29 protein-coding genes are annotated in these 26,300 nt (G+C 71.1%); 12 read left to right on the forward strand and 17 right to left on the reverse strand.

From position 1 onward, the window contains the following. Nucleotides 1-9 precede the first annotated feature (9 nt). From FB467_RS01870 to FB467_RS01880, 3 genes are all read right to left on the reverse strand, one after another. On the reverse strand, nucleotides 10-216 hold the full coding sequence (locus tag FB467_RS01870; protein WP_141783581.1) for a hypothetical protein: 207 nt from the start codon (nucleotides 214-216) through the stop codon (nucleotides 10-12). Between the two features lie 117 nt (nucleotides 217-333). Next, nucleotides 334-1,119, reverse strand: coding sequence for an SDR family NAD(P)-dependent oxidoreductase (locus FB467_RS01875; RefSeq protein ID WP_141783582.1), 786 nt, complete (start codon nucleotides 1,117-1,119; stop codon nucleotides 334-336). A 24-nt stretch (nucleotides 1,120-1,143) separates the two neighbouring features. Continuing rightward, the gene (locus FB467_RS01880; protein ID WP_141783583.1) at nucleotides 1,144-1,578 is read right to left on the reverse strand and encodes a hypothetical protein; all 435 of its coding nucleotides are present in this window, start codon (nucleotides 1,576-1,578) and stop codon (nucleotides 1,144-1,146) included. A gap of 384 nt (nucleotides 1,579-1,962) precedes the next feature. Between FB467_RS01880 and FB467_RS01885 the strand changes: the two genes are divergently transcribed. After that, nucleotides 1,963-2,406, forward strand: coding sequence for a hypothetical protein (locus FB467_RS01885; RefSeq protein WP_141783584.1), 444 nt, complete (start codon nucleotides 1,963-1,965; stop codon nucleotides 2,404-2,406). A gap of 12 nt (nucleotides 2,407-2,418) precedes the next feature. Here the strand turns inward: FB467_RS01885 and FB467_RS18660 are convergent, their stop codons facing one another. Beyond that, a complete protein-coding gene (locus FB467_RS18660) occupies nucleotides 2,419-2,967 on the reverse strand; it encodes an AAA family ATPase (protein ID WP_211350527.1) in 549 nt (182 codons plus the stop codon). Nucleotides 2,968-3,051: 84 nt separating this feature from the next. Between FB467_RS18660 and FB467_RS01895 the strand changes: the two genes are divergently transcribed. Beyond that, entirely contained in the window at nucleotides 3,052-3,963 is a 912-nt protein-coding gene (locus FB467_RS01895) for an aminoglycoside phosphotransferase family protein (RefSeq protein WP_141783585.1), read from the forward strand. A 95-nt stretch (nucleotides 3,964-4,058) separates the two neighbouring features. On the opposite strand, the gene FB467_RS01900 is transcribed toward FB467_RS01895, so the two are convergent. Together FB467_RS01900 and FB467_RS01905 are read right to left on the reverse strand one after the other, a co-directional pair. Continuing rightward, complete coding sequence (locus tag FB467_RS01900) at nucleotides 4,059-5,609, reverse strand: multicopper oxidase family protein (RefSeq protein WP_211350528.1); 1,551 nt, start codon at nucleotides 5,607-5,609, stop codon at nucleotides 4,059-4,061. Continuing rightward, complete coding sequence (locus FB467_RS01905; RefSeq protein WP_141783586.1) at nucleotides 5,606-6,073, reverse strand: hypothetical protein; 468 nt, start codon at nucleotides 6,071-6,073, stop codon at nucleotides 5,606-5,608. The genes FB467_RS01900 and FB467_RS01905 overlap by 4 nt, the downstream gene beginning before the upstream one ends. A gap of 143 nt (nucleotides 6,074-6,216) precedes the next feature. Between FB467_RS01905 and FB467_RS01910 the strand changes: the two genes are divergently transcribed. Both FB467_RS01910 and FB467_RS01915 read left to right on the forward strand, forming a co-directional pair. Next, nucleotides 6,217-7,452, forward strand: coding sequence for a sensor histidine kinase (locus FB467_RS01910; protein WP_141783587.1), 1,236 nt, complete (start codon nucleotides 6,217-6,219; stop codon nucleotides 7,450-7,452). Continuing rightward, nucleotides 7,449-8,105 carry a response regulator transcription factor gene (locus FB467_RS01915; protein WP_141783588.1) on the forward strand — a complete coding sequence of 219 codons (657 nt, stop codon included), beginning with the start codon at nucleotides 7,449-7,451 and terminating at the stop codon, nucleotides 8,103-8,105. The genes FB467_RS01910 and FB467_RS01915 overlap by 4 nt, the downstream gene beginning before the upstream one ends. A gap of 42 nt (nucleotides 8,106-8,147) precedes the next feature. On the opposite strand, the gene FB467_RS01920 is transcribed toward FB467_RS01915, so the two are convergent. From FB467_RS01920 to FB467_RS01930, 3 genes are all read right to left on the reverse strand, one after another. Next, nucleotides 8,148-8,786: a response regulator gene (locus FB467_RS01920; protein ID WP_211350529.1), complete on the reverse strand. Its 639-nt coding sequence runs from the start codon at nucleotides 8,784-8,786 to the stop codon at nucleotides 8,148-8,150. Next, nucleotides 8,779-10,110: a sensor histidine kinase gene (locus tag FB467_RS01925; protein WP_141783589.1), complete on the reverse strand. Its 1,332-nt coding sequence runs from the start codon at nucleotides 10,108-10,110 to the stop codon at nucleotides 8,779-8,781. The genes FB467_RS01920 and FB467_RS01925 overlap by 8 nt, the downstream gene beginning before the upstream one ends. A 564-nt stretch (nucleotides 10,111-10,674) precedes the next feature. Continuing rightward, nucleotides 10,675-11,349: a hypothetical protein gene (locus FB467_RS01930; protein WP_141783590.1), complete on the reverse strand. Its 675-nt coding sequence runs from the start codon at nucleotides 11,347-11,349 to the stop codon at nucleotides 10,675-10,677. Nucleotides 11,350-11,562: 213 nt separating this feature from the next. Between FB467_RS01930 and FB467_RS01935 the strand changes: the two genes are divergently transcribed. Both FB467_RS01935 and FB467_RS01940 read left to right on the forward strand, forming a co-directional pair. Then, on the forward strand, nucleotides 11,563-12,309 hold the full coding sequence (locus FB467_RS01935; protein WP_141783591.1) for an alpha/beta hydrolase family protein: 747 nt from the start codon (nucleotides 11,563-11,565) through the stop codon (nucleotides 12,307-12,309). Beyond that, nucleotides 12,306-12,935, forward strand: coding sequence for a plasmid pRiA4b ORF-3 family protein (locus FB467_RS01940; RefSeq protein WP_141783592.1), 630 nt, complete (start codon nucleotides 12,306-12,308; stop codon nucleotides 12,933-12,935). The genes FB467_RS01935 and FB467_RS01940 overlap by 4 nt, the downstream gene beginning before the upstream one ends. Before the next feature lie 6 nt (nucleotides 12,936-12,941). Here FB467_RS01940 and FB467_RS01945 read toward each other — a convergent pair whose 3' ends face one another. Together FB467_RS01945 and FB467_RS01950 are read right to left on the reverse strand one after the other, a co-directional pair. After that, on the reverse strand, nucleotides 12,942-13,469 hold the full coding sequence (locus tag FB467_RS01945) for a YdeI/OmpD-associated family protein (protein WP_141783593.1): 528 nt from the start codon (nucleotides 13,467-13,469) through the stop codon (nucleotides 12,942-12,944). A 25-nt stretch (nucleotides 13,470-13,494) separates the two neighbouring features. Next, nucleotides 13,495-14,106, reverse strand: coding sequence for a GNAT family N-acetyltransferase (locus FB467_RS01950; protein WP_170230523.1), 612 nt, complete (start codon nucleotides 14,104-14,106; stop codon nucleotides 13,495-13,497). Nucleotides 14,107-14,192: 86 nt separating this feature from the next. On the opposite strand from FB467_RS01950, the gene FB467_RS01955 reads away from it, so the two are divergent. From FB467_RS01955 to FB467_RS01965, 3 genes are read left to right on the forward strand one after another with little or no spacing between them, the layout of a single operon-like run. Further along, on the forward strand, nucleotides 14,193-15,110 hold the full coding sequence (locus tag FB467_RS01955; RefSeq protein ID WP_141783595.1) for an ABC transporter substrate-binding protein: 918 nt from the start codon (nucleotides 14,193-14,195) through the stop codon (nucleotides 15,108-15,110). Further along, a complete protein-coding gene (locus FB467_RS01960) occupies nucleotides 15,107-15,958 on the forward strand; it encodes an amino acid ABC transporter permease (RefSeq protein ID WP_141783596.1) in 852 nt (283 codons plus the stop codon). Before FB467_RS01955 ends, FB467_RS01960 begins: the two co-directional genes overlap by 4 nt. Next, the gene (locus FB467_RS01965; protein ID WP_280525423.1) at nucleotides 15,955-16,752 is read left to right on the forward strand and encodes an amino acid ABC transporter ATP-binding protein; all 798 of its coding nucleotides are present in this window, start codon (nucleotides 15,955-15,957) and stop codon (nucleotides 16,750-16,752) included. The genes FB467_RS01960 and FB467_RS01965 overlap by 4 nt, the downstream gene beginning before the upstream one ends. 34 nt (nucleotides 16,753-16,786) lie before the next feature. On the opposite strand, the gene FB467_RS01970 is transcribed toward FB467_RS01965, so the two are convergent. After that, nucleotides 16,787-17,257 carry a hemerythrin domain-containing protein gene (locus tag FB467_RS01970; RefSeq protein ID WP_141783597.1) on the reverse strand — a complete coding sequence of 157 codons (471 nt, stop codon included), beginning with the start codon at nucleotides 17,255-17,257 and terminating at the stop codon, nucleotides 16,787-16,789. Between the two features lie 122 nt (nucleotides 17,258-17,379). On the opposite strand from FB467_RS01970, the gene FB467_RS01975 reads away from it, so the two are divergent. Beyond that, a complete protein-coding gene (locus FB467_RS01975) occupies nucleotides 17,380-18,402 on the forward strand; it encodes a Rossmann-fold NAD(P)-binding domain-containing protein (RefSeq protein WP_141783598.1) in 1,023 nt (340 codons plus the stop codon). 69 nt (nucleotides 18,403-18,471) lie between these two features. Here the strand turns inward: FB467_RS01975 and FB467_RS01980 are convergent, their stop codons facing one another. The 4 genes from FB467_RS01980 to FB467_RS01995 all read right to left on the reverse strand — a co-directional run bounded on the left by FB467_RS01980 (nucleotide 18,472) and on the right by FB467_RS01995 (nucleotide 21,696). Beyond that, the gene (locus FB467_RS01980; RefSeq protein ID WP_141783599.1) at nucleotides 18,472-19,371 is read right to left on the reverse strand and encodes an aminoglycoside phosphotransferase family protein; all 900 of its coding nucleotides are present in this window, start codon (nucleotides 19,369-19,371) and stop codon (nucleotides 18,472-18,474) included. A gap of 66 nt (nucleotides 19,372-19,437) precedes the next feature. Continuing rightward, the gene (locus FB467_RS01985; protein ID WP_141783600.1) at nucleotides 19,438-20,571 is read right to left on the reverse strand and encodes an RNA polymerase sigma factor; all 1,134 of its coding nucleotides are present in this window, start codon (nucleotides 20,569-20,571) and stop codon (nucleotides 19,438-19,440) included. Nucleotides 20,572-20,604: 33 nt separating this feature from the next. Next, complete coding sequence (locus FB467_RS01990; protein ID WP_141783601.1) at nucleotides 20,605-21,018, reverse strand: YciI family protein; 414 nt, start codon at nucleotides 21,016-21,018, stop codon at nucleotides 20,605-20,607. A 195-nt stretch (nucleotides 21,019-21,213) separates the two neighbouring features. Continuing rightward, nucleotides 21,214-21,696: a nucleotidyltransferase domain-containing protein gene (locus FB467_RS01995; RefSeq protein ID WP_141783602.1), complete on the reverse strand. Its 483-nt coding sequence runs from the start codon at nucleotides 21,694-21,696 to the stop codon at nucleotides 21,214-21,216. A gap of 203 nt (nucleotides 21,697-21,899) precedes the next feature. Between FB467_RS01995 and FB467_RS02000 the strand changes: the two genes are divergently transcribed. Continuing rightward, complete coding sequence (locus FB467_RS02000; protein ID WP_141783603.1) at nucleotides 21,900-22,637, forward strand: class I SAM-dependent methyltransferase; 738 nt, start codon at nucleotides 21,900-21,902, stop codon at nucleotides 22,635-22,637. Between the two features lie 132 nt (nucleotides 22,638-22,769). On the opposite strand, the gene FB467_RS18665 is transcribed toward FB467_RS02000, so the two are convergent. Further along, entirely contained in the window at nucleotides 22,770-23,585 is an 816-nt protein-coding gene (locus tag FB467_RS18665; RefSeq protein ID WP_211350530.1) for a hypothetical protein, read from the reverse strand. Between the two features lie 336 nt (nucleotides 23,586-23,921). Between FB467_RS18665 and FB467_RS02010 the strand changes: the two genes are divergently transcribed. After that, the gene (locus tag FB467_RS02010; RefSeq protein ID WP_141783604.1) at nucleotides 23,922-25,757 is read left to right on the forward strand and encodes a zinc-ribbon domain-containing protein; all 1,836 of its coding nucleotides are present in this window, start codon (nucleotides 23,922-23,924) and stop codon (nucleotides 25,755-25,757) included. Nucleotides 25,758-26,300 lie beyond the last annotated feature (543 nt).

Here is a 26,300-nt window from a genome sequence, read left to right on the forward strand (position 1 = left end):
CGACGCTCGCTACTCCCTCGGGTAGTCCTCGTCCGCCTCCCCGACGGACGCCGCCTGCTCGATCCGGTCCGCCTCGTCTGCGGTCATGTCATCGGCAGTGATGTCAGCGGCCGTGGGCTTGGACGTCTCGTCGACGGCCTCGTCCGCACTCACGTTTTGGTCCACGCGGTCGCCCTCGCCGCCGCCACCTTCGAGATCCCGTGGTGAGTGCGTCATGGTCTCCTCCAGATGGGCGAGTGAGCCAACGAGCCCCGTCGGCGGGTCCCGCGTCGTCGCTGGTCCTGCGGGCTCTTCCAGGATCGGGCAGGTCCTCGCCCGGCGCAACCGGCCGGCTCACCGCACTCCGGTGCCGCCGATCAAGAGCTCCTCGGCGTAGGCGTCCCGAGGGTGGTCCAGCACGGAAAGGATCATGGCCGCGGCCGACGAAGGGGCGACGAGGGTGGCGGGGTCGTAGTCCCTTCCGAATGCGGTGCGCACGCGTTCCAGCAGGTCGGTAGCGGTGGCCGGCGGGAAGACGGATGTCACGCGGACTCCCGACGCGGACTCCTCGGCGCGCAACGAATCCGCGAATTCGCGCAGTGCCGCTTTGGTGGCGACGTACCCCGACCACTTCGGCACCCCGGTGACACCGGGTGCGGCATTGACCAAGATGACGTGCCCGGCGCCGAGCCGGAGGGCAGGCAGCAGGGCCGCCGTCAGCCGGCCCGCCGAGGCGACGTTGACCTCCCACACCTCGGTCCAACTCTCGGGCGTCGTGTCCGCGACAGCCACCACGTCGCCAACGGCCGCGTTGTGCACCAGCACGTCGACCTCTGGCAGCGAGCGCAGGGGCTCAGGCACGTCCCGCTTGGCCGCCTGGTCCCAGATCACCGGGACGACGGTGCCGGTCGCGGGGTCGGCACCCCTGGCCCCCCTGGGGGGACCGTCGCCGCCCGACTGGGAGGCGGCGGCCCCACACGCGAGGTCCACGACTTCGGCGAGACGTTCCTCCGAGCGACCGACCGCCAGGACCCGATACCCGCGGGCAATCAGCCGGTAGACGAGGTGCTCCCCGATCCCACCCGTCGCTCCGGTCACCACGGCGGTAGGGACAGGGGACGCGCTGGTCACGCGCCTCATCCTGCCACGGTGGAGGATCGGGGGCTACCTGCCGTCGCTCAGCCCCCGGGCCCACGCTGTCCAGGCCGGGAGCTGCTCGTCACGCACGGCAGCACCCTCGTCGTCGCCGTACAGGTACCACTGGACCACCAGCGAGGTGACGCCCCCGTAGTGCATCGTGGCGAGCCCCGCGATGCCGGGTCCCGGCGCCTTGGTGCGCACGAAGATCTGCTCGTCGTCCACGCATTCGACGACACCGGCCAGTGGCGGCACGGGCGATGCGGTGGCGACGTCCCGGCCCACGGCACCCGGACGCAGCCCCGCGAGCCCCACGAGGTCCCACCGCCCGCCTTCCGGGTTTGTGCCGGTCCCGACCTCCTGCTGCACGAGCAAGGTGGTCACGGATTGGCCGGCGAAGTGCGTCAGGTAGAGGTGCATGATGCGCAGCGCACTCGTCCAGCCCTCGAGAGTCTGGTCCACCGTCGCGCCACTGGTCGCCGCCGGCGAGGAACCCCGAGGAGAGGCGCACCACACAGGTGTCTCCGGAGACTGCCTCGATCAAGAACTCGGTGTTCCAGGTCAACACGGGGTCTCGGGGCCGTGCCAGTCGGCCTCGTCGTAGGCGATGCGGCGCCGGGGTTCGTATGCCGTGATGGTCCCCTCGGGGTCACCGTAGGACCCGTGGTGGGTCACCATCCGGCCACCGACGTGTGGCTCGACGTCGGCCGGTACGAAACCAGGCCTTGATGCCGGGGCCGGTGGCGATCGCCTCCCAGACTTGCTCCGGGGTGCCGGGGACGGGGACCTCGAGCACGGCGCGGTAGCGGCCTTCCTCGTCGTCGATGGACCTGCGGATCTCAAATCATGGGGCTGCTCCTCGGGGATCGGGTAGGCACCGACGAGCAGCCGGTGACGTCGGCCGCCCCCGGAACGCTCGTCGTGGTGCCGGGCGATGACGGCGTTGACCGCCTCGGTCAGGTCACGGGCGAAGTCGGCCCGCGCGTCGGGTGTCACGAAGGTGATCTCGGCGTCGAGCGCGAGGATCTGCACAGGGCTGCCTGTGTCCTGCGACCGGCGCAGCAGGACGCCCACCTCGCGCAGCGCGCGGCCCGCCAGTGCCGCGAGGTAGGCCCCGGAGAGGCGGTCGGGGCGCCCGACGGAGTCCGGCTGTGCCGCGGCGGCACCGAGGGCCTCGGGCGAGACCAGGTAGGGAGCCGCGCCCGCACCGGGTCGAGCGCGGCGATGGCCGCCTCGGGGACGGCGATCACGTCCACGGATGGCCTGCTCACGACGCCATCGTGCCTTTGACAGTTTTTGTTGTTAATCGTCGAGCGGGCCCGCCAGAGCGGCTCGAAGTCGCTCCACCGTCGGGGCGACGCCGCCGTTGGCGTCGACCACGACGGCACCGGTGCGCTCCTCCCGGAGAGCCGTCATGGAGGCGACAAACGCCTCGGCATCCTCGGGATCCGAGAGCGGACCGTTCACGAGGTGTTCGGGCCGCTGCGGGTCCGCCCGGCGAGCGGAGAGCCGCTGCCTCAACCTGTCGGCCGAGACGTCGAGGACGACCTCGCACCACCGTGCTCCGACCTCCCCCGCCAGATGTTCCAACTCCTCGATGTAGGGGGTGCGTGCGAGGTACTGCCCGACCAGCACGTCGCGCCCGTCCGTCAGGTGAGCCCTGGCCAGCGCCAGTGCGAGGCGCCGGGCCGCGAGGCCCGACTCGGGCTGGTAATCCGCCCAGCGGCCCAGGGAGTGCTTGAGCAGGTCCACGTCGAGCGCCAGCGCCAGGGGGCGGGACTCCACCACCTTGGACACGACCGTGGACTTGCCGGAGCCGGGGGCGCCGTTGACCAGCGCGAGCAGGGACATGCCCCAGGGGTAGGCACGTTCCGGGACGGTGGCCTGCGGATAACCCGTTGCGTCGGGCCGCTCCGGGAGACTTGTATCAATCCGATGAGCACGCTCCACACCGACGAGGTCGACATCGACGACTCGACGCTCCGTCAGCTGGTCGACGACCAGTTCCCGCAGTGGCGCGGACTGTCGCTGCGGCCCGCGGGGCACGGGACGGACAACCGGATGGTGCGCCTGGGGGACGAGCTCGTGCTGCGGCTGCCGAGGACCCCGGGGACCGCCGAGGACGTGGCCAAGGAGAGCTGGTGGTTGCCGCGGCTCTCGCCGCACCTGCCGCTGGAGGTCCCGACTCCGATGGGCACCGGCGCCCCGGGGGCCGGGTACCCGTTCCCGTGGTCGGTCTACCGGTGGATCGAGGGGGAACCGGTGGACCCCGAGCGGCTCCGGGATCCCGAGCTGTTCGGCGTCGATCTCGCGCGGTTCGTCCGTGCGCTACACCGGATCGACCTGATGGGCGCCACCCGTGAGGGCACGCTGAGCCACTACCGCGGCGGACGGCTGAGCGATCTCGACGCCTCAGTCCGGACAGACCTCGAGGCCTGCCGGTGGCTGCCCGGCCTCGACCTGGACCTGACGCGGCTGGAGGCGATCTGGGAGGACGCGGTGGACCAGAGCCTTCCGGCCCAACCGCACACGTGGATGCACAGCGACCTCAAGCCGTCCAACCTGGTTGTCCGCGACGGCCGGCTGGTGGGCGTCATCGACTTCGGCGGGCTGTCCGTCGGCGACCCCGCCGGCGAGCACGCCGCCATCTGGGACCTGCCGGCTGCGGCACGACGCTCGTATGCCGAGGAGCTGGCGATCCCGCGCGGAACCCGGGTATTGGCCCGGGCCTGGGCGCTGGCCATCTCGCTCTCGGGTGTCCCCTACTACTGGGAGACGTGGCCGCCATTCGTCCAGGAGTGCCTGCGCAGGCTGCGGCTGATCCTCGCCGATCCGGACGACCTGTAGCGGCGACCGGGACGCCAGACCACGCGTCCGGTGGCCGTCAGGAGCGCCAGACCGCGCGTCCGGTGCCCGTCAGGAGCGCCAGACCACGCGTCCGGTCAGATCACCTCGAAGGCGGCCATCATCATCATGTCCTCGTGCTCCAGATTGTGGCAGTGGAAGACGTACTTGCCCCGGTAGCCGTCGAACCGCAGCAGGATCTCGGCGCGCCCGCCGTTGTCCAGGTTGACGGTGTCCTTCCATCCGGAGTTGAACGGCCCCGGATCATCGTCCCCGTTCGCGGCGAGGACCTGGAAGGGCGCCAGGTGGATGTGGAACGGGTGCTCGACGTTCAGGCCCCGGATCGTCCACTTTTCCACCGTGCCCAGCCTGGGTTGCGCGACGATGGTGTCCGGGCTGAAGGCCTCGCCGTTCACGGTCCACAGCGTCATCCCGTGGGCCTCGGCCCCGCCCCGCTGGAGCACGAACTCCCGTTCGGCCACCGCGTCGGCTTCGGTCAACGTCTCCAGGTCGGCGAGCCGGTCCGGCACCACGCTGTCGTCCTGCTCCTCCCGGGCGACCACGAACCGCATGACCTCGGCCGTGCGGCCCCGCCCGCGCTCGTTGACCAGGGTGATCTCGTCACCGACGGCATGACCGGAGAAGTCCACGACGACGTCGAACCGCTCCGCCTGCGCGATATCGATCTCCTCGTGCTCGACCGGTGCGGCGAGGAGCCCCAGGTCGCTGCCGATCTGGACGAAGGAGGGTCCGCCGTCCAGCCGGAGCCGGTAGCGACGTGCGTTCGACGCGTTCAGGATCCGGAACCGGTAGCGGACCGCCGCCACCTCGAGCACCGGCCACGGCGCCCCGTTCACCAGGATGCAGTCGCCCAGCACCCCGCTCATGAAGTCCGAGGTGACCCCCGGCATACCGGTCAGCGAATCGTCGACCGAGGGATAGGCGAATGACCCGTCCGACGCGAACGCCCGGTCGCAGACCAGCAGCGGGATGTCCCGGTCCCCGGACGGCAGCCCCAGCGACTCTTCGTGCTCGTCGTGGACCAGGTGGAAGCCGGCGAGGCCCCGATAGACCTGTGGCCCGGTGAAGTCCATCCGGTGGTCGTGGTACCAGAGCGTCGCGGCCGGCTGATCCATTTCGTAGACGTACTCCCGGTCGCTCCCCGGCAGCACCAGGTCCGTCGGGAAGCCGTCGTGCTCGGGCGCCGTGACCCCGCCGTGCAGGTGCACGACCGTCGGCACCGGCAGGTCGTTGCGGTGCCGCACGACGGACCGGCGACCACGGCGCGACACCACGGTGGGGCCCGGAAAGGTGCCCTCGTAGCCCCAGACCTCGGTGGTCCGTCCCGGCAGGATCTCGGCCTCGCCTGGCCGCTGGGTGATCTCGTAGTAGTCGGTCGTGCCATCGGTGCGCACCGGGGCGAGGACGTCCGGGATCGGCAGCGGGACACGGAACGGCTGCGGCAGTTCGACCTCGCTCTCCAGCAGGCCGCCGGCGCTGCCCTCGGCGCTGTTGTTGCCGCCGCCGCTGGGGAAGATGCTGCTGCAGCCCGTCAGCGCCGGCGGTGCGACCAGCCCGCCCAGGGCCAGCGCGCCGAGCCGGACCACGGTGCGGCGCGTTGGCCCCTCCCCGGACGGGTGATCCGTCACCGCTGGTCACCTGCCGCGGATCCGGTATGCCGACCCGGTGCCACCGGGTGAGCCGGCGCACGGCCGACGCCGCGCGCCCGCTGCAGCAACAGCGCGAGACCCCCCGCGACCAGGCCCCAGAGGGCGTTCGTGATCAGCAGCGGGATGATCCCGAACGGCGTCGCCAGCGGGCCCTTCAGCTCACCGCTGAGGATGGGCGACAGGATCGCGCTGACGATAACCGCCAGCACGGCATAGACGATCCCGGCGGCTACCAGCGTCGCGACCGGTCGGTGCACCCGGCTGAGCCCCACGGCGAGCACCCAGACGGCGGTGATGACGGTGGTCAGGGTGAGGACGGTGCCGGGCTGGCCGAAGACGTCGGTGAGGCCGACGATGGAGAACAGCGGGCGGATCATGGCGAAGGCCCCCAGGCCGATGGCGAGGGGCCAGTGGATGGTTCGTGGTGTGGTCGTGGTGTTCATGCTTCGACGCTAGGTCCGGCCGACTGGTCGGCCTGTCGGTCCGAACTCGTCACTTCCCGGACGGGTATGCGCCCCTGGCAGACCCCCGGTGTCGCCTTTCGACGTACCCGCCCGGCCGCGGTCGGTGCCACGATGGAGGCACTGTGTCCAACGCCGAGACCCGAGTGAACGCCCTGTCCGGGGAGTCCGCTGCCCAGTCCCCGCGCGCCAGCGCCGCGGGGGACGTGCCTGCCTGGGTCCTGACCTCGCTCGGTGCCGCGGTCCAGGCGATCGCGGTCGCGCTGATCATCGCCGTGGGGTCGGCCGATGGACCGCCGCCGGGGATCGGGCCCTACGTCTTCGCCCTGGGGTTCGGTGCCGTCCTGCTGTTGCGCTCGGTGGCGCCGGTGGCGGTGCTGGTGGCGGCGGTACTCGGCACCTTCGCCTACTACGCGGCGGGCTACCCGCCGATCGGCATGGCCGTCCCCGTCTTCGGCGCCTTCTACAACGCTTCCGAGCGAGGGCGGGTGGCTGTCGCGACGGTGACCGGCGGGGTGCTGCTGGCGGTGTCGCTGTACTTCCGGATCCAGGACGGGGAGTCCAGCGCCGTCCTGGCCTACGACGTCATCACCAATGCCGCGCTCATCGGATGCGCGGTCGCGCTCGCCCTGATGGTGCGCGGGCGGCGGCACCTGCGCGAGGAGCAGGAGCGCGCGCTCCTGCTGGAGCGGCAGGCCCAGCAGGAACGGGCGGCACGCCAGTTGGAGGCCCAGCGCCTCCAGGTGGCGCGGGACGTACACGACTCGATCGGCCACGCACTGTCGCTCGTCTCGGTGCAGGCCCGGGTGGCGCAGCAGTCGCTCGGGCGCGACGAGGCGGGCGTGTCCCGTGCCCTGGACAACATGGTGCAGGCATCCTCGACCTCGCTCGCCGACCTGCGGCGCACCCTGGCGACGCTGCGCTCGGATCGGGACGACAGCGGCCACGCCCCGGTGACGCTCGACGGGATCGAACGCACCGCCCAGGCGGCCCGCGACGCCGGCCTCGACGTCGAGCTGGACCTGGACCTCGGTGACACCCAGGTGCCGGGGCCGGTCGCGGGCGCCGCGTTCCGGATCGTGCAGGAGTCGGTCACCAACGTGCTGCGGCACGCCCGCGCCGAGCACGTGCGGATCGGAGTCCGCGTCGCTGACGGACAGGTGCACGTGGAGGTCGCCGACGACGGCCGGGGCGCAGCGGCCGCAGGACGGGACCGCGGCCGCACCGGGCAGGGGATCTCAGGGATGCGCGATCGGGCGGCGCTGCTCGGCGGCTCGCTGGAGATCGCGTCCGGGGACCAGGGTCTGCGCGTGCTCGCCGCCCTGCCCCTCAACCCGGATGCGGCAGAGGTCGGCCGATGATCCGGGTCGTCATCGCCGAGGACGAGCCCCTGCTGCGCAGCGGGCTCACCGCGCTCGCTGAGCACGACGGCGACATCGAGGTGGTCGCGGGCGCCGACCAGGGCGGCGCCGCCCTGGCCCGGGTCCGCGAGACCCGGCCGGACGTGGTGCTGATGGACATCCGGATGCCGGGGCTGGACGGGATCGCCGCCACCCAACTGATCACCGAGGACCCCGACCTGGCAGACGTCTCGGTGCTGGTGCTGACCACGTTCGCCGAGGACCAGACCGTCGTCGAGGCACTCCGGGCCGGCGCCGCCGGATACCTGCTCAAGGACGTCGCGCCGGAGGACCTGCGGGAGGCCGTGCGGGCCGTGGCGGCCGGCCGGCCGGTGCTGTCGCCGGAGGTGACCGCCACCGTGATGCGTGCGGCCGCGAGTGCCCGGTCCGGCGCCGACCACGACCTGATCGCCCACCTGGCGCCGCGCGAGGTGGAGGTCCTCACCGGGGTGGGCGAGGGCCTGAACAACGCCGAGATCGCGGCCCGGCTGTTCATCAGCCCCGCGACGGCACGCACCTACGTGAGCCGGCTGCTGCGCAAGCTCGATGCCCGGGACCGGGCCCAGCTCGTGGTGATCGCGCACCGCAGCGGTCTGGTCGACCGGCACGGCTGAGCGTCGGTCCCGGGGCGGGGGCTGGGCCGTTCGCGCTGGGCTTCAGGGGTCGGGATAACCGGCCTCCCGGGCCTGCACGATCAGCTGGGCCCGGTCGCGTGCGTGCAGCTTGGCCAGCATGGTCGCGGTGTAGTTGCGCACCGTCTTCTCGCTCAGGCCGAGAGTCCGGGCGATCTGCACCGTGGACCGGCCACGCACGATCTCGGCGAGCATGTCGTGCTCCCGATCGGTGAGCTCCGGGAACGGCCGGGCGCTCTGTCGTGGGGCGTCGAGCTGGCGCTGCACCCACGCGGCGGCCTGCGGCGCCAACACGGACTGGCCGCCGTGGACCGCCTGCACGGCACGCACCAGGTCGTCCAACCCGGCGTCCTTGAGCAGGTAGCCACGGGCACCGGCCCGCAGCGCGGGGACCACGGTGTCGTCCTCCAGCATGGTGAGCACCAGGACCGCGGTGCGCCCGGCGATCTCCTTGGTGGCGGCCAGTCCGCCCATGCCGGCCATCCGCAGGTCCATCAGGACGACGTCGGGCGACAGGGCGCCGACCTGTTCGATCGCCTCCTCGCCCGACCCCGCCTCACCGACGACCTCGACCTCGGACGCCCGGGCGGCCAGCAGCGTCTTGATCCCCTCGCGGTAGAAGACGTGGTCGTCGACCACCAGCACCCTGATCGGCTCAATCACCGGACACCTCCCGCGCTGCCCGCGTGCCCGGTTGCCGTGTCCCACCGGACACCTCCCGCGCTGCCCGCGTGCCCGGTTGCCGTGCCCCACCGGAGACCGCGCCGGGCAGGAGCGCGGTGAGCCGGGTCCCTCCCCCGGTCAGGCGGTGCACCTCGAGGGTGCCCCCGAGCTCCTCGGCCCGCTCCCGCATCGACCGCAGCCCCGCGCCAGGGACCACCCGGTCCGGCAGCCCGGTCCCGTCGTCGCGGACCACCAGCCGCAGTCCCCGCGGATCGCCCTCCAGCCGCAGCCAGACACCCTGCGCCCCGGCGTGCCGGGCCACGTTGGTGAGTGCCTCGGTCGCGATCCGATAGGCCGCGATCTCCACGACCGGGCCCAGCGGCGGCAGGTCGTCGTTGTCCACGGTCACCGGCACCCCGTCGATCCGTCCGGCGGCGGCCCGGATCGACCCGGCCAGGCCCAGCTCGTCCAGCTCCGGAGGTCGCAGCGCCCGGACCAGGGTGCGGATCTCCCCGATGACGGCCCGGGTCCGGGTGCCCACATCCTCCAGCAGCTCCTCCGCGGCGGCCGGGTCCCGGCGGACCAGACCCCGCGCCGCGTCCACCCGCTGGTAGAGGCTGGCCAGGGTCGGGCCGAGCCCGTCGTGCAGGTCCCGCTGCAGTCGGGCACGCTCGTCCTCCCGGGCGCGCAGGATCCGCTCGCGCGACTCACGCAGATCGGCCAGCAGGGCGTGCGGGTCCAGGCTGTGGCCGTAGACGAATCGGTCGACCAGGCGTTGCACCCGCAACCGGAGCGGGTGCAGGAACACCGCCAGCAGGCAGGTGGCCACCAGCGCCGCGGCCCACCCGTTGCCCCGCCACACGAGCCCGCCGAGGGCGACGGACACGGCATACAGCAGCGCGACGAGCGCGGTCAGGGTGCCATAGACCAGCGCCCGGTTGACCCAGACGTCCACCTCGTAGAGCCGGTGCCGGAGCACCGCGACGACGACGGAGGCGCACAGCAGCACCACCGCGGCAGAGCTGAGGAGCTGGTAGCCGGCCTGACCGAGCAGGCTGGCGACCGTGGGCCGGTCCAGCACCTCCGCCAGCGGCAGCCGGACCAGCACGACCCCGAGCCAGAGCACCAGGGCGGCCATCACACCACGCACCTGGCGACGCTGCTCCGGGTCCGCGCTGGTCCGGTAGCGGTGCACGGCCGCGTAGGCGCCGGTCGCGGCGATGACGAAGAGAGGCAGGACCGCCGCCATGCTGTCGACGCTGTTGGCGGCACCTGTGGCCTCCAGGAGCAGGAGCCACGGCAGGTAGAGAGCCAGTGCGAACACGCACCAGCGGCTCCACCGGGGCACGAACGGCCGTCCGGGAAGAGGTAGGCGAGGGCGAACGCCCCGCACCAGCCCAGACCCTGGAGCAGCTCCACCGTCCAGGTCGGGGAACCCGCAAGCCCAGCGCCGTAGATCGCCACGAGCGCCCCGCCCGTGGTCGCCCACACGGCGAGGACCGAGCCGAGGTAGAGCCGGAACCAGGAGCGCGCCCCACGGAGCACCAGCAGCGCGGCAGTCACCCCGGCGACCGCCCAGAGCAGGTCGAGAAGCATGAAGTAGGCCGCCAGCACCGGGAACGGACACAGGTGCGGCGCTGACGGGCTCCTGCAGCGCGGAGGGGACCAGGTGTCGGGCAGCGACCACAGCACCGCGGCCTGCTGCGTGGCCGGGCTGCGCGCCCAGGCGACCACCCCGACGCCGAACAGGAGGACGCAGACCCCCACCACGGCATACGCGCCGAACCGGCCGACCCGCCACCGGGACGGGTCGGCCGCGGCCAGGGGCACCACGGTCACCCCGGGTCACCCCAGGCTGGCCGAGGTCGCGCACCCCGCGGTGGAGTGGTCACTCTGCGGACGGTACGCCGGTGCGCAGCAGCGCACCCCCCACCGCCGCCCAGAAGAACCCCAGCAGGAACGGCGGCAGCCCCGCGTCCGCCCCTGCGAGGTCGCCTGGACCGAGCAGGACGGGCAGGTAGATCAGCAGCTCCACGGCCCAGTACAGGACGTAGATGACACCGACCACGATCGCGGTCCGTCGGGCGATGCCGGCCCGGACGAGGGTGCCGAGCACCAGCAGCGAGGCGGGGTGGACGCCGACCCAGCCGATGAGGAGGCTGAGCACGAAGCCGGTCGTGAACAGCGGGCTCTCGCCCCAGGTCAGGGTCCCGGCGCCGATGCCGAGCAGGTGCACCGCAACGTGGGCCACGGCGAGCACCGTCACGAGCCCGCCCAGATAGGGCACCGCGCGGGTGAGTCGGGTCCGGGGCAGCCGTCGGGCGATCCCGGCAAGCCCGACCGCGGCCAGGACGGGCGGCAGCACCCACAGCAGGGCGATCGCGACCCAGCCGGGTCCGAGTTCACCGATCTGGTCGGGGGTGAGCTCGGCGGAGCCGAGCTCGACGCGGGGGCGCAGCAAGGTCGCCGAGAGGACGACGGCGATGTAGGCGGGCAACGTGGCGACCAGCAGCCAGGCCGGTCGGGTCAGTCGGGTGGACGGTCGGGTCGGGGTGAGCACCATGGGGGGCTCCTCTGTGCGGGGCGGGTGGACGGGTCCACGGTCGGCCGCCCGGTGTCCCGGGCACCAGGGTCAACCGTCCCGACGCTCCGGGCGATCTGCCGGGGGCCGACAAGAACCCGGGTCCGACAAAGAATTCGACACCGGATGGTCGGCACGGCACGGTGGAGATCGGGACGCATGCCGGACAAGCCGACCCCACCGAACGGAGCAGTCATGGTGAACCGCCCGGGATACCTCAACCCGTTCATCCTCGACGTGGCGGGGGTGGCGCCCGAGGCGCTATCCGACCGCGCCGACCTCTACCTGCCCGAGGGACCGGGACCGTTCCCGGTCGTGGTGCTGGTCCCGGGGATGCTGCGCGAACCACCCGAGGTCGGCCCCCGGGAGTGGCCGGTGTTCCGGGGATACGCGGCGTTGCTGGTCAGCAAGGGCGTTGCCGCTGTGGTGGTCGGCCACGAACTGACGCACGGACCTCAGTACCCCGAGGCGCTGCGGACGGTGCTACGCGCGCTGGACTCGGCTACGGCGCGGCCGGAGGTCGACTCGAAGCGGACCGCCTTCTGGGTCTTCTCGGCGGGTGGCCCGTTGGCCCTGGCTCTGCTCGCCGAGCACGGTGACCGGTTCGAGAGCCTCGCCCTGACCTACCCCCTGTTGGAGTCCGACCACCTGGCCGACTGGCCCTCCCCGGACGCTGCCGTCGCGGGGCTGGGCGACCACCAACTGGTGATGACGACCGTGGGGCAGGAAGTACCGGACCTGGCGCCCGGGCAACGGGCCTTCCTCACGGCTGCTCGGGCATCCGGTGCCGAGATCGAGCACATCGACCTACCCGAGGCCTACCACGGGTTCGACTCCCAGGACCCCACCGACGATGGTCGCCGGGCGATCGGCCGGGCGGTCAGGTCGGTCGCGCACCGGCTGCTCGGGACCGACCCTATGACTGACGGGACGACGGTGTGAACCCCGACCCAGGCTCGATCGAACTCCCCGCGCCGCCCGACTTTCCGGTCACCCTCACGGTCCGGGTCGAGCTCGACGGGTCCGAGCCCCTCGTCTGGCGCAGACTCGTGCTCCCGGGTGACCTGAACCTGGTGGAGTTGCACGACATCCTGCAACGGGCGATGGGCTGGATGGACACCCACCAGCACCAGTTCGCGCCGGGCACGAACGACAGCCCGTGGCACGGTCCCTCCTTCGTGACCGAGCTCGATCGCGAGGAAGGCGTCACCGGCACGGCGGAGGCGGATGCCCGGCTGGACCAGGTGTTGCACCGGGTCGGGGACACCCTCAGCTACACCTACGACTTCGGTGACGAGTGGCACCACACCCTCATCCTCGAGCAGGTGGGGCCGCACAACCGGAGCGTCCCGCACGTCCTGTGCACGGCAGCGGAGATGGCCTGTCCGTTGGAGGACGTGGGCGGCGTCGGCGCGCACAACGCACTGGTGGCTGCGCACCGGGTCGACCCGGCCCTTCCCGACGTGGACGACTACATCCGCGACTGGATGCCAGAGGGATGGGAGCCGGACGTCGTGTCGCTCGAGTCGATCAACAGGCTGCTGCAGTCGGGTCCGCGATCCTTCTGAGGGCCCTCAGGGCGTCGCGATCAGCTTGCCGCTGCGGGAGAGCTCGGGGTCGGTGCACGAGGACAGGTCGAAGCAGCAGGGTCGACGCTTGCCGTCGCGCAGCTTGGAGATGCTGACCTCGATCCGGCGCTCCCGGGTCTGCGGGTTCCGGGTCGCGTTGACCCAGCGCACCCACTCCCAGCGGGCCATCGGGGTGATGTCGGCCCACTCGCCCGAGATGTCGGACGCCGCCGCCAGCGCGGCGCCGAAGTCCTCGGGCAGCTCCGGCTCCGGCCACTCCTTCGTCGGCTCCAACTCGCCGGACACGGTGTCGCCGTCGGCCAGCGAGAGCGCCCGGCTCAGGTGGTCGTCGACCGCGATCCAGTGGCCCTTGCGGCCATCCGGCTCGAGCACCGTGGAGACGGCGTGGCCGTTCAGCTCGGCATCGACCGCGACCTGCCCGCGCGAGGGAAGCTCCCCGCTGGCCTCCGCGGGCAGGGGGACGATCAGTCGGTCCGCGATCTGCTGGACCCGCGCCTCGAAGCTGATGGTCATGGCGCTCACGGTAGCGCCAGGGGGTTCACCGTGCAGTCGGCGCTCGGTAGGTGTGCCAGGTTTCGGTGATCTGGTAGCCCACGGCCCGGTTCATGGCCAGGCTGGCCCGGTTGGCGTCCGCGCCGCCGGTGCCGAACAGGGTCCGACCCTGCTCCACGTGGGCCAGCACCGAGGTCGCCTTCAGCGCCGTGGCCAGGCCCCGCCCGCGGTGATCGGGGTGCACCGCGGTGAAGTCCGTCTCCACCCGGTCCCCGGCCAGGAGCGTCACGGTCACCGCGACCAGCGCGTCGGCATACCAGATCCCCCACGCGCGACCACGCCCCAACAGTGCCCGCGCGGCCGCTTCGTCCAGCGGCTCGTGGTGGGTCGCCACGCCCCCCGGGTAGTCGGCGGCGGTCCGCGCGTCCAGCGCCAGCAGGTCGGGTATGTCGCGGGGCGCGATCTCGCGGACCAGGTACCCGCGCACAGGCGGGCGATCCGCGAGGTCCCTCAGCCGGGCGATGGCGCGGTCGTCTGCGGGGTCCACCTCGAGCCGGGCTCCCCACGACGTCGCGACCAGCTCCCACCCGTCGGCGACCACCCGCCCGCACCGCGGGTCGTCGGCACGCAGGACGAGTTCGGTCTCCAGGTCAGGCACGCCTCCAGGGTAGGCACGCGGTGCGACTACGATTGCCGCACGCCCGACCTGACCGGGTGCCACGCCCCTGCCTCCCTGGAGTTGCCATGTCCCGCATCCGCCTCTCCGCCCTCGCCACCCTCTGGGTCGCGGCCCTCCTGCTGTCCGGGTGCGGCGGCGACGATGAACCGGACAGCACGACGGGGGAGTCGGCCGGCGCGGAGGCCGGCGGCACGGACGCCGATGACGCGACCGGAGGGGGTGAGGACGCCGGCGCCTGCACCGCGGAGTCGCTGGAGACGCTCACGCCGGGCACGTTGACGTTGAGCACCTCGGAGCCGGCCTTCGAGCCGTGGATGGTCGACGACGACCCGGCCAACGGCGAAGGCTTCGAGTCGGCGGTCGCGTATGCCGTGGCCGAGCAGCTCGGCTACGACGCGGCCGATGTCACCTGGGTGCGGAACCCGTTCGAGGCGACCATCGCCCCCGGTCCGAAGAACTTCGACCTGGCGATCAACCAGTTCTCGATCACCGAGGAGCGCAGGCAGGCGGTCGACTTCACCTCCGGCTACTACGACGTGCGCCAGGCCGTGGTCTCCAAGGAGGGCTCGAGCGCGGCGGACGCCGGCAGCCTGGCCGACCTGCAGGACACCCTCCTCGGCGCCCAGGTGGGCACCACCAGCCTGACCTCGGTCGAGGAATTCATCGACCCGTCGCAGGACCCGCTGATCTTCAACAGCAACGAGGAGGCCAAGCTCGCGCTCGACAACGACCAGGTCGACGCGATCGTGGTGGACCTGCCCACGGCGTTCTACCTCACCGCGGTCGAGATCGAGGGCGGCGTCATCGTCGGCCAGCTCCCGCTGACCGGGGACGCCGAGCAGCTCGGCTTCGTGCTCGACCTGGACAGCCCGGTCACCGACTGTGCGACGCAGGCCGTCGACGCGCTGCGCGAGGACGGCACGCTGGAGGAGCTGGCGACCGAGTGGCTCGCCGACGTCGCAGGGGCGCCCGAGCTGCAGTGAGCCTGCAGGATCCGTCTCCGCTGGAGCTGTCCCGCCGCAGGCTGCGGGCCAGCCGGTCCCGCCGGTCCACACTGACCGCGCTGGCCAGCACCCTGGTCTTCGCGGTCGTCCTCTACCTGGTCATCACCAACGCGCCGGGCTGGCCGCGCACGCAGCAGACCTTCTTCAACCCGCAGGTCGCGTGGGACTCGCTGCCGAAGGTTCTGGAGGGCCTGTGGCTGAACATCCGGGTGCTCGCCGTCGCCGCCGTGTGCACCCTGGCGCTGGCCCTCGTCGTGGCCGTGCTGCGCACCCTGCGGGGGCCGGTGTGGCTGCCGCTCCGGCTGCTCGCGACCGGCTTCGTCGACCTGTTCCGCGGCATCCCGCTGATCGTGCTGCTCTACCTGATCGGCTTCGGCGTGCCGGCGCTACGGTTCACCGACTCCCGGATCGACCCGGTCATCCTGGGCACGGTCGCGCTGGTGCTCACCTATGCCGCCTACGTCTCGGAGGTGTTCCGGGCCGGGATCGACAGCGTCCACCCCAGCCAGCGGCTCGGCGCGCGCTCGCTCGGCCTGAGCTACGGCCAGTCGATGAAGCTGGTGGTGCTGCCCCAGGCGGTGCGCCGGGTGACCCCGCCGCTGCTGAACGACTTCGTCGCCATGCAGAAGGACGTGGGACTGATCTCGCTGCTCGGCCCGCTCGATGCGGTCCGGGCCGCGCAGATCTCCTCGCAGAGCGCCTTCAACTTCACCCCGTATGTCGTGGCCGCCCTCCTCTTCGTGCTGTTGTCGGTGCCCACCGCCCGGCTGGCCGACTGGGCGTCCGCGCGGGCCGCGCGCCGCGAGCAGAGCGGAGCGGCACTGTGACCGGACGGGACACCACGCTGGACCTGCCTCTGGGGCCCCGCCGGCGCGAGCAGGTGGTACTGGACGTCCGCGGCCTGGTCAAGGCCTACGACGACACCGTGGTGCTCGGCGGGATCAACCTGACCGTCGCCGAGCACGAGGTGGTCACCCTGATCGGGTCCTCCGGGTCCGGCAAGTCGACCCTGTTGCGCTGTGCCGGGGTGCTCGAGCCGATCAGCGACGGCCAGATCCTGCTGGACGGGCAGGACATCAGCGACCCGCGGATCGACGCCGACGCGGTCCGGGCACGGTTCGGCGTGGTCTTCCAGGCATACAACCTCTTCCCGCACATGACGGTGCGGGACAACGTGACCCTGGCGCCGAGGGTGGTGCACGGGGTGTCCGCCAAGGATGCACGGGCGCGCGCCGAGGCACTCCTGGAGCGGGTCGGACTGGCCGACAAGGCGGACGCCTACCCCGACCGGCTCTCCGGCGGGCAGCAGCAGCGGGCCGCGATCGCCCGCGCCATCGCCGTGGAGCCCCGGGTGCTGTTGCTCGACGAGATCACCTCGGCGCTGGACCCCGAGCTGGTCGGCGAGGTGCTCGCCCTGGTGCGGGAGCTCGCGGCCAGCGGCGCCACGATCCTCATGGCCACCCACGAGATGGGGTTCGCCAAGCAGGTCGCCGACCACGTGGTGTTCCTCGACCAGGGCGTCGTCTGCGAGGAGGGGCCGCCGGCCCAGGTGCTCGGCGAGCCCACCCAGCCGCGCACCCAGGAGTTCCTGGGCCGGGTGATCGACGCCGGACGGCTCTGAAAGGGCCTGCCAGAACCGCCCGCGGCCGACGCCGTCAGAGCGGACCCAGCACGTCGCCCGGGTCCGCGGCGAGCTCCAGCGTCTCCAGAACGGTGAGCAGCTGGCGCTCCTCGTAGCGGAAGTGGGACTCCATCGTCGCCGCGATCCCCTCGAGGTGCCCGGTGAGTTCGGCCGGTCCGGCGGACCGGTCGACCGCGGCCTGCAGGCCGGCCAGCAGGTGGTTGATCATCGAGTGGTCCTGCTGCAGCGAGCGCAGCGTGTCCCGCAGCTCCGGATGCGCCACCGCGATCGCCGGGAACAGGTCCCGGTCCTCGCCCTCGTGGTGCCCGGTCAGCGCAGCGCAGAAGCCGTGGCAGAACAGGAGCAGGTCGCGGCTGGCACGCCCGGGCTCCTGCCCGTCGGCGACGGCCTCCATCGTGACCCGCAGTGCGGTCCGCAGCCGTTCGTGCACGGTGCGCAGCTCGGTGCTCCAGGCGATCAGCCTGGTCTGTTCGCCCTCAGTCACGCGAGGGCGAAGGGGTCGACGTCATCAACGTCGTCCTCCTTCGTGTCCGGCGCCTCCATGCCTGACACGGTCTGTCACCGGCACGCGACGCTGGCGGGAGCCTACCTGAGAGGGTGGATCCCATGGCGAACCGCGCAGTCATCCTCGGCGGCACCGGAACCCTCACCCGGACAGCGGAACTGATGGCGGACCACGACTGGCGGGTCACCGTCACCGCACGCAACCCGGACACCGTCCCCGGCCACCTCGCCGGCCTGGGGGTCGACGTCGCCCTCGTCGACCGCGACGACGAGGCGGCCACCGCCGCGGTCGTCGGCGCCGGGGCGGACCTCCTCGTGGACGGGCAGTGCTACACCCCGGAGCATGCCCGGTCGCTGGCCCGGTGGTCGCGGGCGTGCGGCTCCACCGTGATGCTCTCCGCCAAGGCGGTGTATGTCGACAGCCGGGGGCGGCACACGAACTCACCGGAGGCGCCGGTCTGGGACGGCACGCTCACCGAGGACCGGCCGACGATGGAGTTCCACGGGGAGCCCTACGCCTCCGCCGAGGGGTACGGCGCCAACAAGGCGGAGGCCGAGCGGGTCCTGCGGGCGGAGGGCCAGCGCATGACGGTGCTGCGGCCCAGCAAGATCCACGGCGCCCACCTGCGCCGGGCCCGGTTGTGGGAGATCGTGCTGCGGGTGCTCTGCGACCGGCGCCGGATGCCGGTCCGGCGCGGCGACCTGGTGGAGTCCACCACCTCGACCGAGGTGATCGCCCGGGCGGTCTGGGCGGCCGCGCAGCACCCGGCGACGCGGGTGCTCAACGTCGCCGACAGCGACCCCCGCCCCGCCCGGGACCTGGTGCGGGAGGTGGCCGAGCTGGCCGGTGGCCCGCTGGACCTCGTGGACGTCGACGGGTGCGACTGCCCCGAGTCGGTCGGGCGCCTCCCCTGGACGGTCGACATGGTGCTCGACACGACCGCGCTGCGGGCGCTGGGCGTGCCGGACGTGAGCTTCGCGCAGACTGCCGCCGCCGAGGTGGACTGGCTCAGGTCGCTCGCGACCCGCACCGACGACGGTGCCTGGGCCATCCCCGACGGGATCGAGGTCGGGACGCCCGACCTCGCGGCGGAGGACGCCTGCCTCCGGCGGGTGCGGGGTTAGCGGGCGGAGTCAGCGCGGAAGGCGCCCGAGCGTGCAGGGTCAGCGCGGGCGAGGTCAGCGCGTGCCGGGTCAGGCTGACCGGGCGAGGGCGAGCAGCGCGTCCGTCCGCGGGCCCGGACCGTGCCAGGTGATCCGGGAGACCGCCGTGACGACGGCGTTCACCCGGCTCCAGGCGAGCAGCCGGTCGGGGTCCAGGTCCACCAGGGACGCGAGTTCCCGGGCACGGGGCACCATCTGACCCGGCGCGCCGTCGACGACCACGAAGTCGACCATGTCGAAGCACCGGTCGCCGACACAGAGCTTGGGGTCGATGACCACGAGCCCCCGCTCTCCGCCGTGCAGCACGTTGCCGAGGTGGAGGTCACCGTGGATTACGGCGTCCTCGCGGTCGTCCCGGAGGAGCTGCCGGCAGTCCTCGACGGCCCGCTGCCAGAGCGCATCCGGCACGTGCGGGCGCACCTGCGGCCGGGTCCGCCGCTCACCGATCCGCTCGAACATCTCCTCGCACCGGTCGGCGAGCACGTCGTGCACGCCGGAGGGACTCGTGGCGTGCAGGTCTCGCAGCAGGGCCGCCCACGTCTCCGGGGTGGGCGGGGCGGTGCGGGTGCTGTCCAGGGTGTCGCCCGGCAGGATCCGTTCGAGCAGGACGGCCCCAGCGGCCGCGTCCTCCGCCAGGACGGCCGGCGCCCGGCCGGTCGGCGCGAGGTGACGGAGCATGGCCGCCTGCCGGGACAGGAAGTCCGCGTCCGGGCTCACCTTGAGCACGGCGGGCACCCCGCGCGAGGTCTCGACGGACAGCACGACCGAGGTCGCGCCGGAGTCGTAGAGCGAACCGTGGCGCAGGCCCCACCGCGCGGTCAGATCCGCCACGATCCCGGGCAACGCCCGTCCGAAGGCGTCGGCACGCCCGGCACCGAACCGGTCGTCCAGCGCCGCGCCCTCCCGGACCAGGTCCTCGTCGGTGATCATCCGGGGACCCTACCCAGGCCCAGCCCGACAACGCCCCCGGTTATCCGCACCCACAACCGGGCGGGGTCATGCACCGTGCAGCCGCGCGGCCTGTCGGGTGAGGTGGTCCCGCTCGGCCACGCTGGCAGCCTGGCGGGCGGCCTCGGCATACAGCCTCCCCGCCGTCCTGAGGTCGCCCGCACGCGCGTGCAGGTAGGCGGCCACGGCGGTCCGCCGCGGCACGTCGTCCGGCACCGCCTCGAGGGCCCGCAACCCGACCCGGGGGCCGTCCACCTGCGCCAGCGCCACCACCCGGTTGAGCGCCACGACGGGGCTGTCGGTGAAGGTGGTCAGTTCGTCGTACCAGTCCAGGACCTGGGGCCAGTCGGTCTCCCCGGCGGTCGGGGCATCGGCATGCAGGGCGGCGATCGCGGCCTGGCACTGGAACTCCCCCAACCGGTCCCGCGCCAGTGCGCGCTGCAGGACCGCCACACCCTCGGCGATCAGGTCGGTGTCCCACAGCGCACGGTCCTGCTCGGCGAGCGGCACCAGCGCACCGGCCGGCGTGAACCGGGAGCCGCGCCGCGCGTGGTGCAGGAGCGTCAGCGCCAACAGTCCGGCGGCCTCGGGGTCCGAGGTCGCGGCGGACAGCTGGCGGGTCAGCCGGATCGCCTCGGCCGCCAGGTCGACGTCGCCGCCGTAGCCCTCGTTGAAGATCAGGTAGAGGACCCGCAGCACCCGCCCGAGGTCGCCCGGCCCCGAGACGCCCTCGGCCGCGACCGTCCGCTTGGCCCGGCTGATCCGCTGGGCCATCGTGGCCTCGGGGACGAGGTATGCCGACGCGATCTGCCGGGTGGTCAGGCCGCCGACGGCGCGCAGCGTCAGGGCGACCGCCGACGAGGGCGTCAGGGCCGGGTGGCAGCACAGGAAGAGCAGCAGCAGGGTGTCGTCCTGCTGCTGCGCGGGGCCGGGTGCGGGCTCGACGTGGTCGCGCAGCTCCCGGCGCCGGCGGGCCGACTCGGCGCGGACCACGTCGAGGTGTTTGCGCCAGGCCACTGTGACCAGCCAGCCCACCGGGTCGTCCGGCTCCCCGTCGGGCCAGCGGCGCACCGCCTCGAGCAGTGCCTCCTGGACGGCGTCCTCGGCGGCGGCGAAGTCGACCCCGCGGCGGACCAGGACACCCAGGGCCTGGGGTCCGACGACCTTGAGCAGGTCATCCATCCGTCGTCCCCCGCGGGCGCCGCCAGGCGGGCATCATTCGGTCACGGTCGGCACCTCGGTCAGGAACGGCCGCACCTCGATCCACTCGTGGATCGGCCGGCCGCCCTTGCCCGGGGCGGAGGACAGGTAGGCCGCGGCCTCGTGGGCCCGCTCGACCGAGTCGACGTCGATCACCATCCAGCCGGCGATCAGGTCCTTGGTCTCCGCGAACGGTCCATCGGTCACCGGCGGCCGCCCCTCCCCGTCGTACCGGACGAAGGTGCCCTCCGGCGACAGCGCCTGGGCGTCGACGAACTCGCCACGTTCGCGGAGATCGTCGGCGACCGTGTTCATGAACGCGATGTGGTCGGCGACTTCCTGCTCGGTCCACTCCGACATCGGCGAGTCCGTGCCCGGAAGCGGATCCGGGATGCCGCGGTAGTGCTTCAGCAACAGGTACTTGGCCATGGGTCTCTCCTCGTATGTCGTGACCGCCATTGTGGCCGTCTCACCCCGGGGACGGAGCGGCCCGTGCGTTCTCGACATGTGTTGTTGAGATGCAGCGAAGGTTGCACAACCCTGAGCGGCGGACCTTGCACGCTCGAGTCCGCCGCGGCTGGTCGTGCAAAGTAGCGGTTCACTGTCGGCGGCAAGACAGGATGCCTACAGTTCGTCGAGGACTGCGAGGTCGTGGAGGTCCACGGCACGCGGGGGATAGCCACTTCGAAGCTCTCGGGCTCGCTCGGCACTGGCCACGACGACCGCTTGGCCGTCGATGAGGCCGGTGACTCTCTGCTTAGAAGGGTGGAGGTACACCTCGCCGTCGAGACCTTGTTGAACTCCGGTACCGGCCGGGTCCAAGCGCATTGCGTGGACGTCTACTTGCCCCAAGGGACTCGATAGCTCCACGCGGACTGGTCGCCAATCCTCGGTGACTCGGTAGCCGCGGGAGGTGAGCCAGGCCATGAAGTCGGCCTCGTGATCTTCGTCGATAAACACGTCGAGATCTTGGTGGGGTCGAGTCTGTCGTCCCACCAGCGCATCGACACCCCATCCGCCGTTGACCTGATAGACCACACCGTTGGCGTCAAGCCAGGCGACGATCTGCACCACCTCGGCGGCGGTCATCTGGGAGGAGGTCTCCATAGGACAAGTCTCCCTCACCACCCACGGGGATCTTGCGACCTGCGGCATGAGCGTGCACTCCGTCACCGTGCCCCGGGGCCCCACATGCGCATGCCGACTCACGCCTGAACCACTCTCGCCCCTTCAGCTGCCAGTGGACTCTCTCCGGATACCACGCGGATATCGCGTCGACACGCGGCCGACCGCCGGCCAGGTGGCAGGGAATGAAGGAAGATGATTTGATGCGCCTGAGCACGGTCGAACAACTCTTCCAGCGCCTCGACGAGGTGGTCGCCGCTCATGAACGAGGAGACCGGACCTCCCGGGAGTCCGAGCACTTCTGGGAGAAGATGCTGACGATCCCCAACCACCCGTTGAACACGAATCTGCCCGACGAGCCGCTCGTCGACTGGTATGAGCGAGGCTTTCTGGGTGACCTCAATGAGGCACGCGTCCTCGACGTCGGGTGCGGCAACGGACGTAACTCGGCCTGGCTGGCGAGCAAGGGCGCGAAGGTCACGGGTATCGACATTGCTACAGGACTGCTCGACGTCATGCGCCCCCGGATGCCCGAAGGTGTCACCCTCCTGCCTGTCGACGTCTTGCGTGAGGAACTCCCCGGTGATGCCTTCGACCTCGTGTATGACTCCGGCTGTTTCCACCATCTGGCCCCCCATCGACGCATCACGTACCTGGAGCAGGTGATGCCCCGCGTTGCACGCGCCGGTAAGTATGGCATCGTCACCTTCGCCCAGGAGCGGCAGTCCAGCCCCAGCGACACCGAGATCCTCGTCAGCGGCGACACGGCAGGCGGAACCTCGTTCGCGCTCAAGGATCTGGAGGCGATCTTTTGCCCGCATCTCCAACTTGTCGAAGCCCGCCCCGTCGCCGCAGGCATATCGGAAACCTTCGGCGCAGACTTTCTGAACGCAGCTCTGTTCACTCAACGGACGGGCCATTGAAACACCTCAAAGCAGCGGTTCGGTCGCATGGACGTGCTCAACTGAAGGGCCGCTCCAGCCCCGGCCAGGCCAGCGACCCGCGGCAGTGTCGGACGAGCGTAGCCGTCCTCCACGCGGCAGATCCGTGCGCTTCTAGAGAGGCTTGACGGTCACGGCACGGTAGGCAAAGCCGTCCTGGTCTGCAGGCTCGAACTCGAGCGCGACGGTCTGTCCGGGGACGAGTTCTCCGTACTCGGTCGCCTGGATGTGGCTGAAGTGGACCCAGCATCCACCCGGCGTCTGCTGGGAGTCCACGACGCCCCATCCTTCCTCCGGGTGCCACTCGAGCACGACTGCCTCGATCGCGTAGTTCTCTGCACTCGGCTCGGCGGGCTCTCTGGAGGACGCCACCTTCTGTGCCGGTTCGAGATCGACCAGGTAACAGCTGCTGGGGTTGCGGTCAGCCGTGATGTCGAGTTGCGCCATTGGGCGTACGTGAAAGACGGGCTGGCGGTCGATCAGCATTACATCCGTGAGTCGCCAGTCACGGCGCACGTCGAGCTGGTGGAATGCTTCCCACTCATAGTCGGGCACGACTTCAAGCCGACCGACCGCTTCACCCATCGCCCCGAGGGACGGGGTCTTGAAGTCGGCGGAGTACCGCTCCAGCGCTTCGTGACCATCCGCGGTCTGTACCGAGCGGACGGCGGCCGGCTCGAGCAGGACCAGACACTCGCCGATGTCGATCACAGCCGCCTGCCGCCAGGCGGCGACCACGACGCCTCGCAGTCGGTGGGTGATGTCACCCTCCGTTGCCGCCCCTGCGGTCCACGCGCCTGTGGTCCTCTCTGCGCTCGGTCCGAACGTGTCGCAGCTCAGTCGCAGCCCCTTGTGAGCCAACACCTCGCCGATGCACAGCTCAGGTACCTCGCCGTCGCCGAGGAGCCAGGTCTCCAGGGTGGCCCACATCTCACAAACCGTAGCGCCCACAGGGCGATACCCGCCCTCGTCCGAGGCAGCTACCTGCGGCAAAACAGGACGCCGGTGCGCCGACTCCGCATGTCATGAGCCTTCGCGCAGTTCTCGCTCCTGCGGCATACAGCCGCAATAGCACGACCATCGCCGCACTGGGAGGGGTCGCTTGCAGCCGATCGCGGCGCTCAAGGGAAGGGCCGAGTGTGCCGGCGCGTAGTCGCACGCGCTTGGCGCTTGTGTGGGACCCGCTCACCGACGCTCTTGCGAAATCCTGAGTGTTCATCACCGGCGACGCGCCAGGGCTTGACCGGGCGTGACAGCATTCGGCGCATGGCTCGGGAGACGCAGGAGTGCTCGGAGGCCGGGTGCAGGCGACCGGCTGTTTTCCGTACACGCACGAAGCCGACGTGGTGCGATGAGCACATCACCGCCATCTTCCAAACCGGTGGCCTTGAGCCGTTGGAGCCATTCGAGGGGCCGAAGAAGTGGCGCCTGACCCGGTGTCTTGCCTGTGGGTGCGAGGCGCACTACCGATTCGAGTACGTGATCGACCAAAATGGCATCGGCGTCGCGACGTGCAGGGCCTGCTACTGGCGTAAGTGGGCAGCCGACCAGCGAGGGCTGATGGAGGGGTTCGCAGACCTGACGCCGCCGTCGGTCGCGGTCGCCAAAGAGTTCGTGGAGCAGCACGGTTTCAAGTACCTGGGTCCACTGACCGAACCGTCACTTCGGGATGATCCCCACCGGACGCGCTGTTTGCACTGCGGACGCATCGCGGCGCAACGACTCGGTGACGTGGGATGGGGCTGCCAGTGTCAGACAAACCCCCGGCGGGCGGCACAGACATCTGACTCGCCCGGCACCCGTCAACCTGGCACGAAGCCCACTAAGGACCTCCTCAAGGACTCGGGGCTGCCGGTCCTGACGTGGTGGGACCACGAGGTCAACGACGACACGGACTGGAACACGGCGACGGTGAAGGCGCGCCGAGAGGTGGGATGGAAGTGCCCGGAGTGCGACCTTCGGTTCAGCGCTCGTATCCTCGACATGACCGGCTACCCCAGCTGCCCGACCTGCTCCGTCAGAAGGAAGGCTGAGTGGCAGGCCGAGTACGCACGACTGAAGGTCACGCCCGTCGCGGACGTGCCTGAGCTCGCTGCGGCGTGGGCTGACGATGCCGACCCGACTCTCGTGACCGTCGCAGGCGGCGGTATGACCTTGCGACGCTTCCGGTGCCCGGCCGGCCACCATCCGCGGATCACTCCGCTCAGCTTCCTGCGCAACGGATGCCCTTCCTGCAAGGGGAACGAGACCCGTACCGCACGCTTACAAGCCGTGGCAGCGGACCCCGGTGCGCACGCCATGAACCGCGAGATCGCGTCCCAGTGGCATACCGCCAAGAACGGCTCCCTGAAGCTCGAGACCACCTCGCCGGGTTCGCGAAAGACCGTGTGGTGGAAGAGTTGGGAGTGTGGCCACTCGTGGCAGGCCAGCCCCGCAGAAAGAGAGAAGGGGCAACGACTGCGCTGCCCCGAGTGCCGGACCATCCTCGACTCCATTGCTTACCACTTCCCGGAGATAGCCGATGAGTGGTCGCCGGACAACCCGCTCACCGCCTGGCAGGTCCGTCCGAGTGGCTCAACGGCATTTACGCCCGTCTGGGTCTGCAGCAATAACTTTCACCACACTTGGACCGCAACCTTGTCCAGTCGAGCGGCCGGTTCAGGGTGTCCCGAGTGCCGTGAAGCCGGCAAATCCAAGGTCGAGCTCGCCCACCACGAGTCTGCAGTCCGCGTTTTCGGTGCCGCGTCCTCTGGGCAAGCCGTTGCCGACGAAGCGTTCACCCACGGCGCCCGCTGGCTCGTAGACATCACCACGGTGAACAGCACTGGTCTGCAATTGGCGATCGAGTACGACGGCGCCTACTGGCACGCCGACAAAGCGACGATCGACACCGCAAAGTCTCTGGACCTACTCGCCGCTGGCTGGGCCGTCGTCCGGCTCCGCGAATACCCCCTTCCTACCTTGAACATCGACCACCCCTTCTATACCGAATTGGTCGTCCATGCGACCGCTCCAGACCCCGACGCGGTGATGCGCCGGGTCGAACAGTGGACTGCGAGCCTCCACCCTGATGTTGGCCACGTTCGGCGGGACCATCGATGAGGCGTCACGCGTTGCTCCTAGCGGCTTGTCTGGACGTCCGCGCCCGCGTCACTCGCGGCGAAAGGACGCACCTCTGGAATGACCGACCCGCGGCATGACAGTGCGTTTCGTGCAGGTCCCATCCGAACGCCTCTAGGCTCGCAGCATGAAGCCAGCCCCTCGGCAGGTAGCCAAAACCGTGACTCAGATCCTCCGGTCAGTCTGGCCGCAGGGCCTCGATGAGGGACTCCTATGGCTGGAGGCGATGGGAATTCGGACCGACACGGCCACGGAGACACCCCGGAGACGATCCTCTCGTTCCTGGCATATGGCCTCCATGCCCACGTGGGGGACGGCGAGAGCGGGTTGGGGCACTTACCAAGACCGGTTCGCCGACGTTTTCTGGTTCCTCTGGGACGACGAAAGCTCCGAGCGCGTCCTTCACGCGGCGACCGAACTGGCTGACCATCTCGCCGACGCCCTGGGTGAACCGACAGAGACCACAGAACCGACACCACTCAGCGGAGGGACCTGGTGGTGGCAACTGGAAGGGCACAGCATCGA

This window comes from Ornithinicoccus hortensis, from assembly GCF_006716185.1.
Taxonomy (GTDB): domain Bacteria; phylum Actinomycetota; class Actinomycetes; order Actinomycetales; family Dermatophilaceae; genus Ornithinicoccus; species Ornithinicoccus hortensis.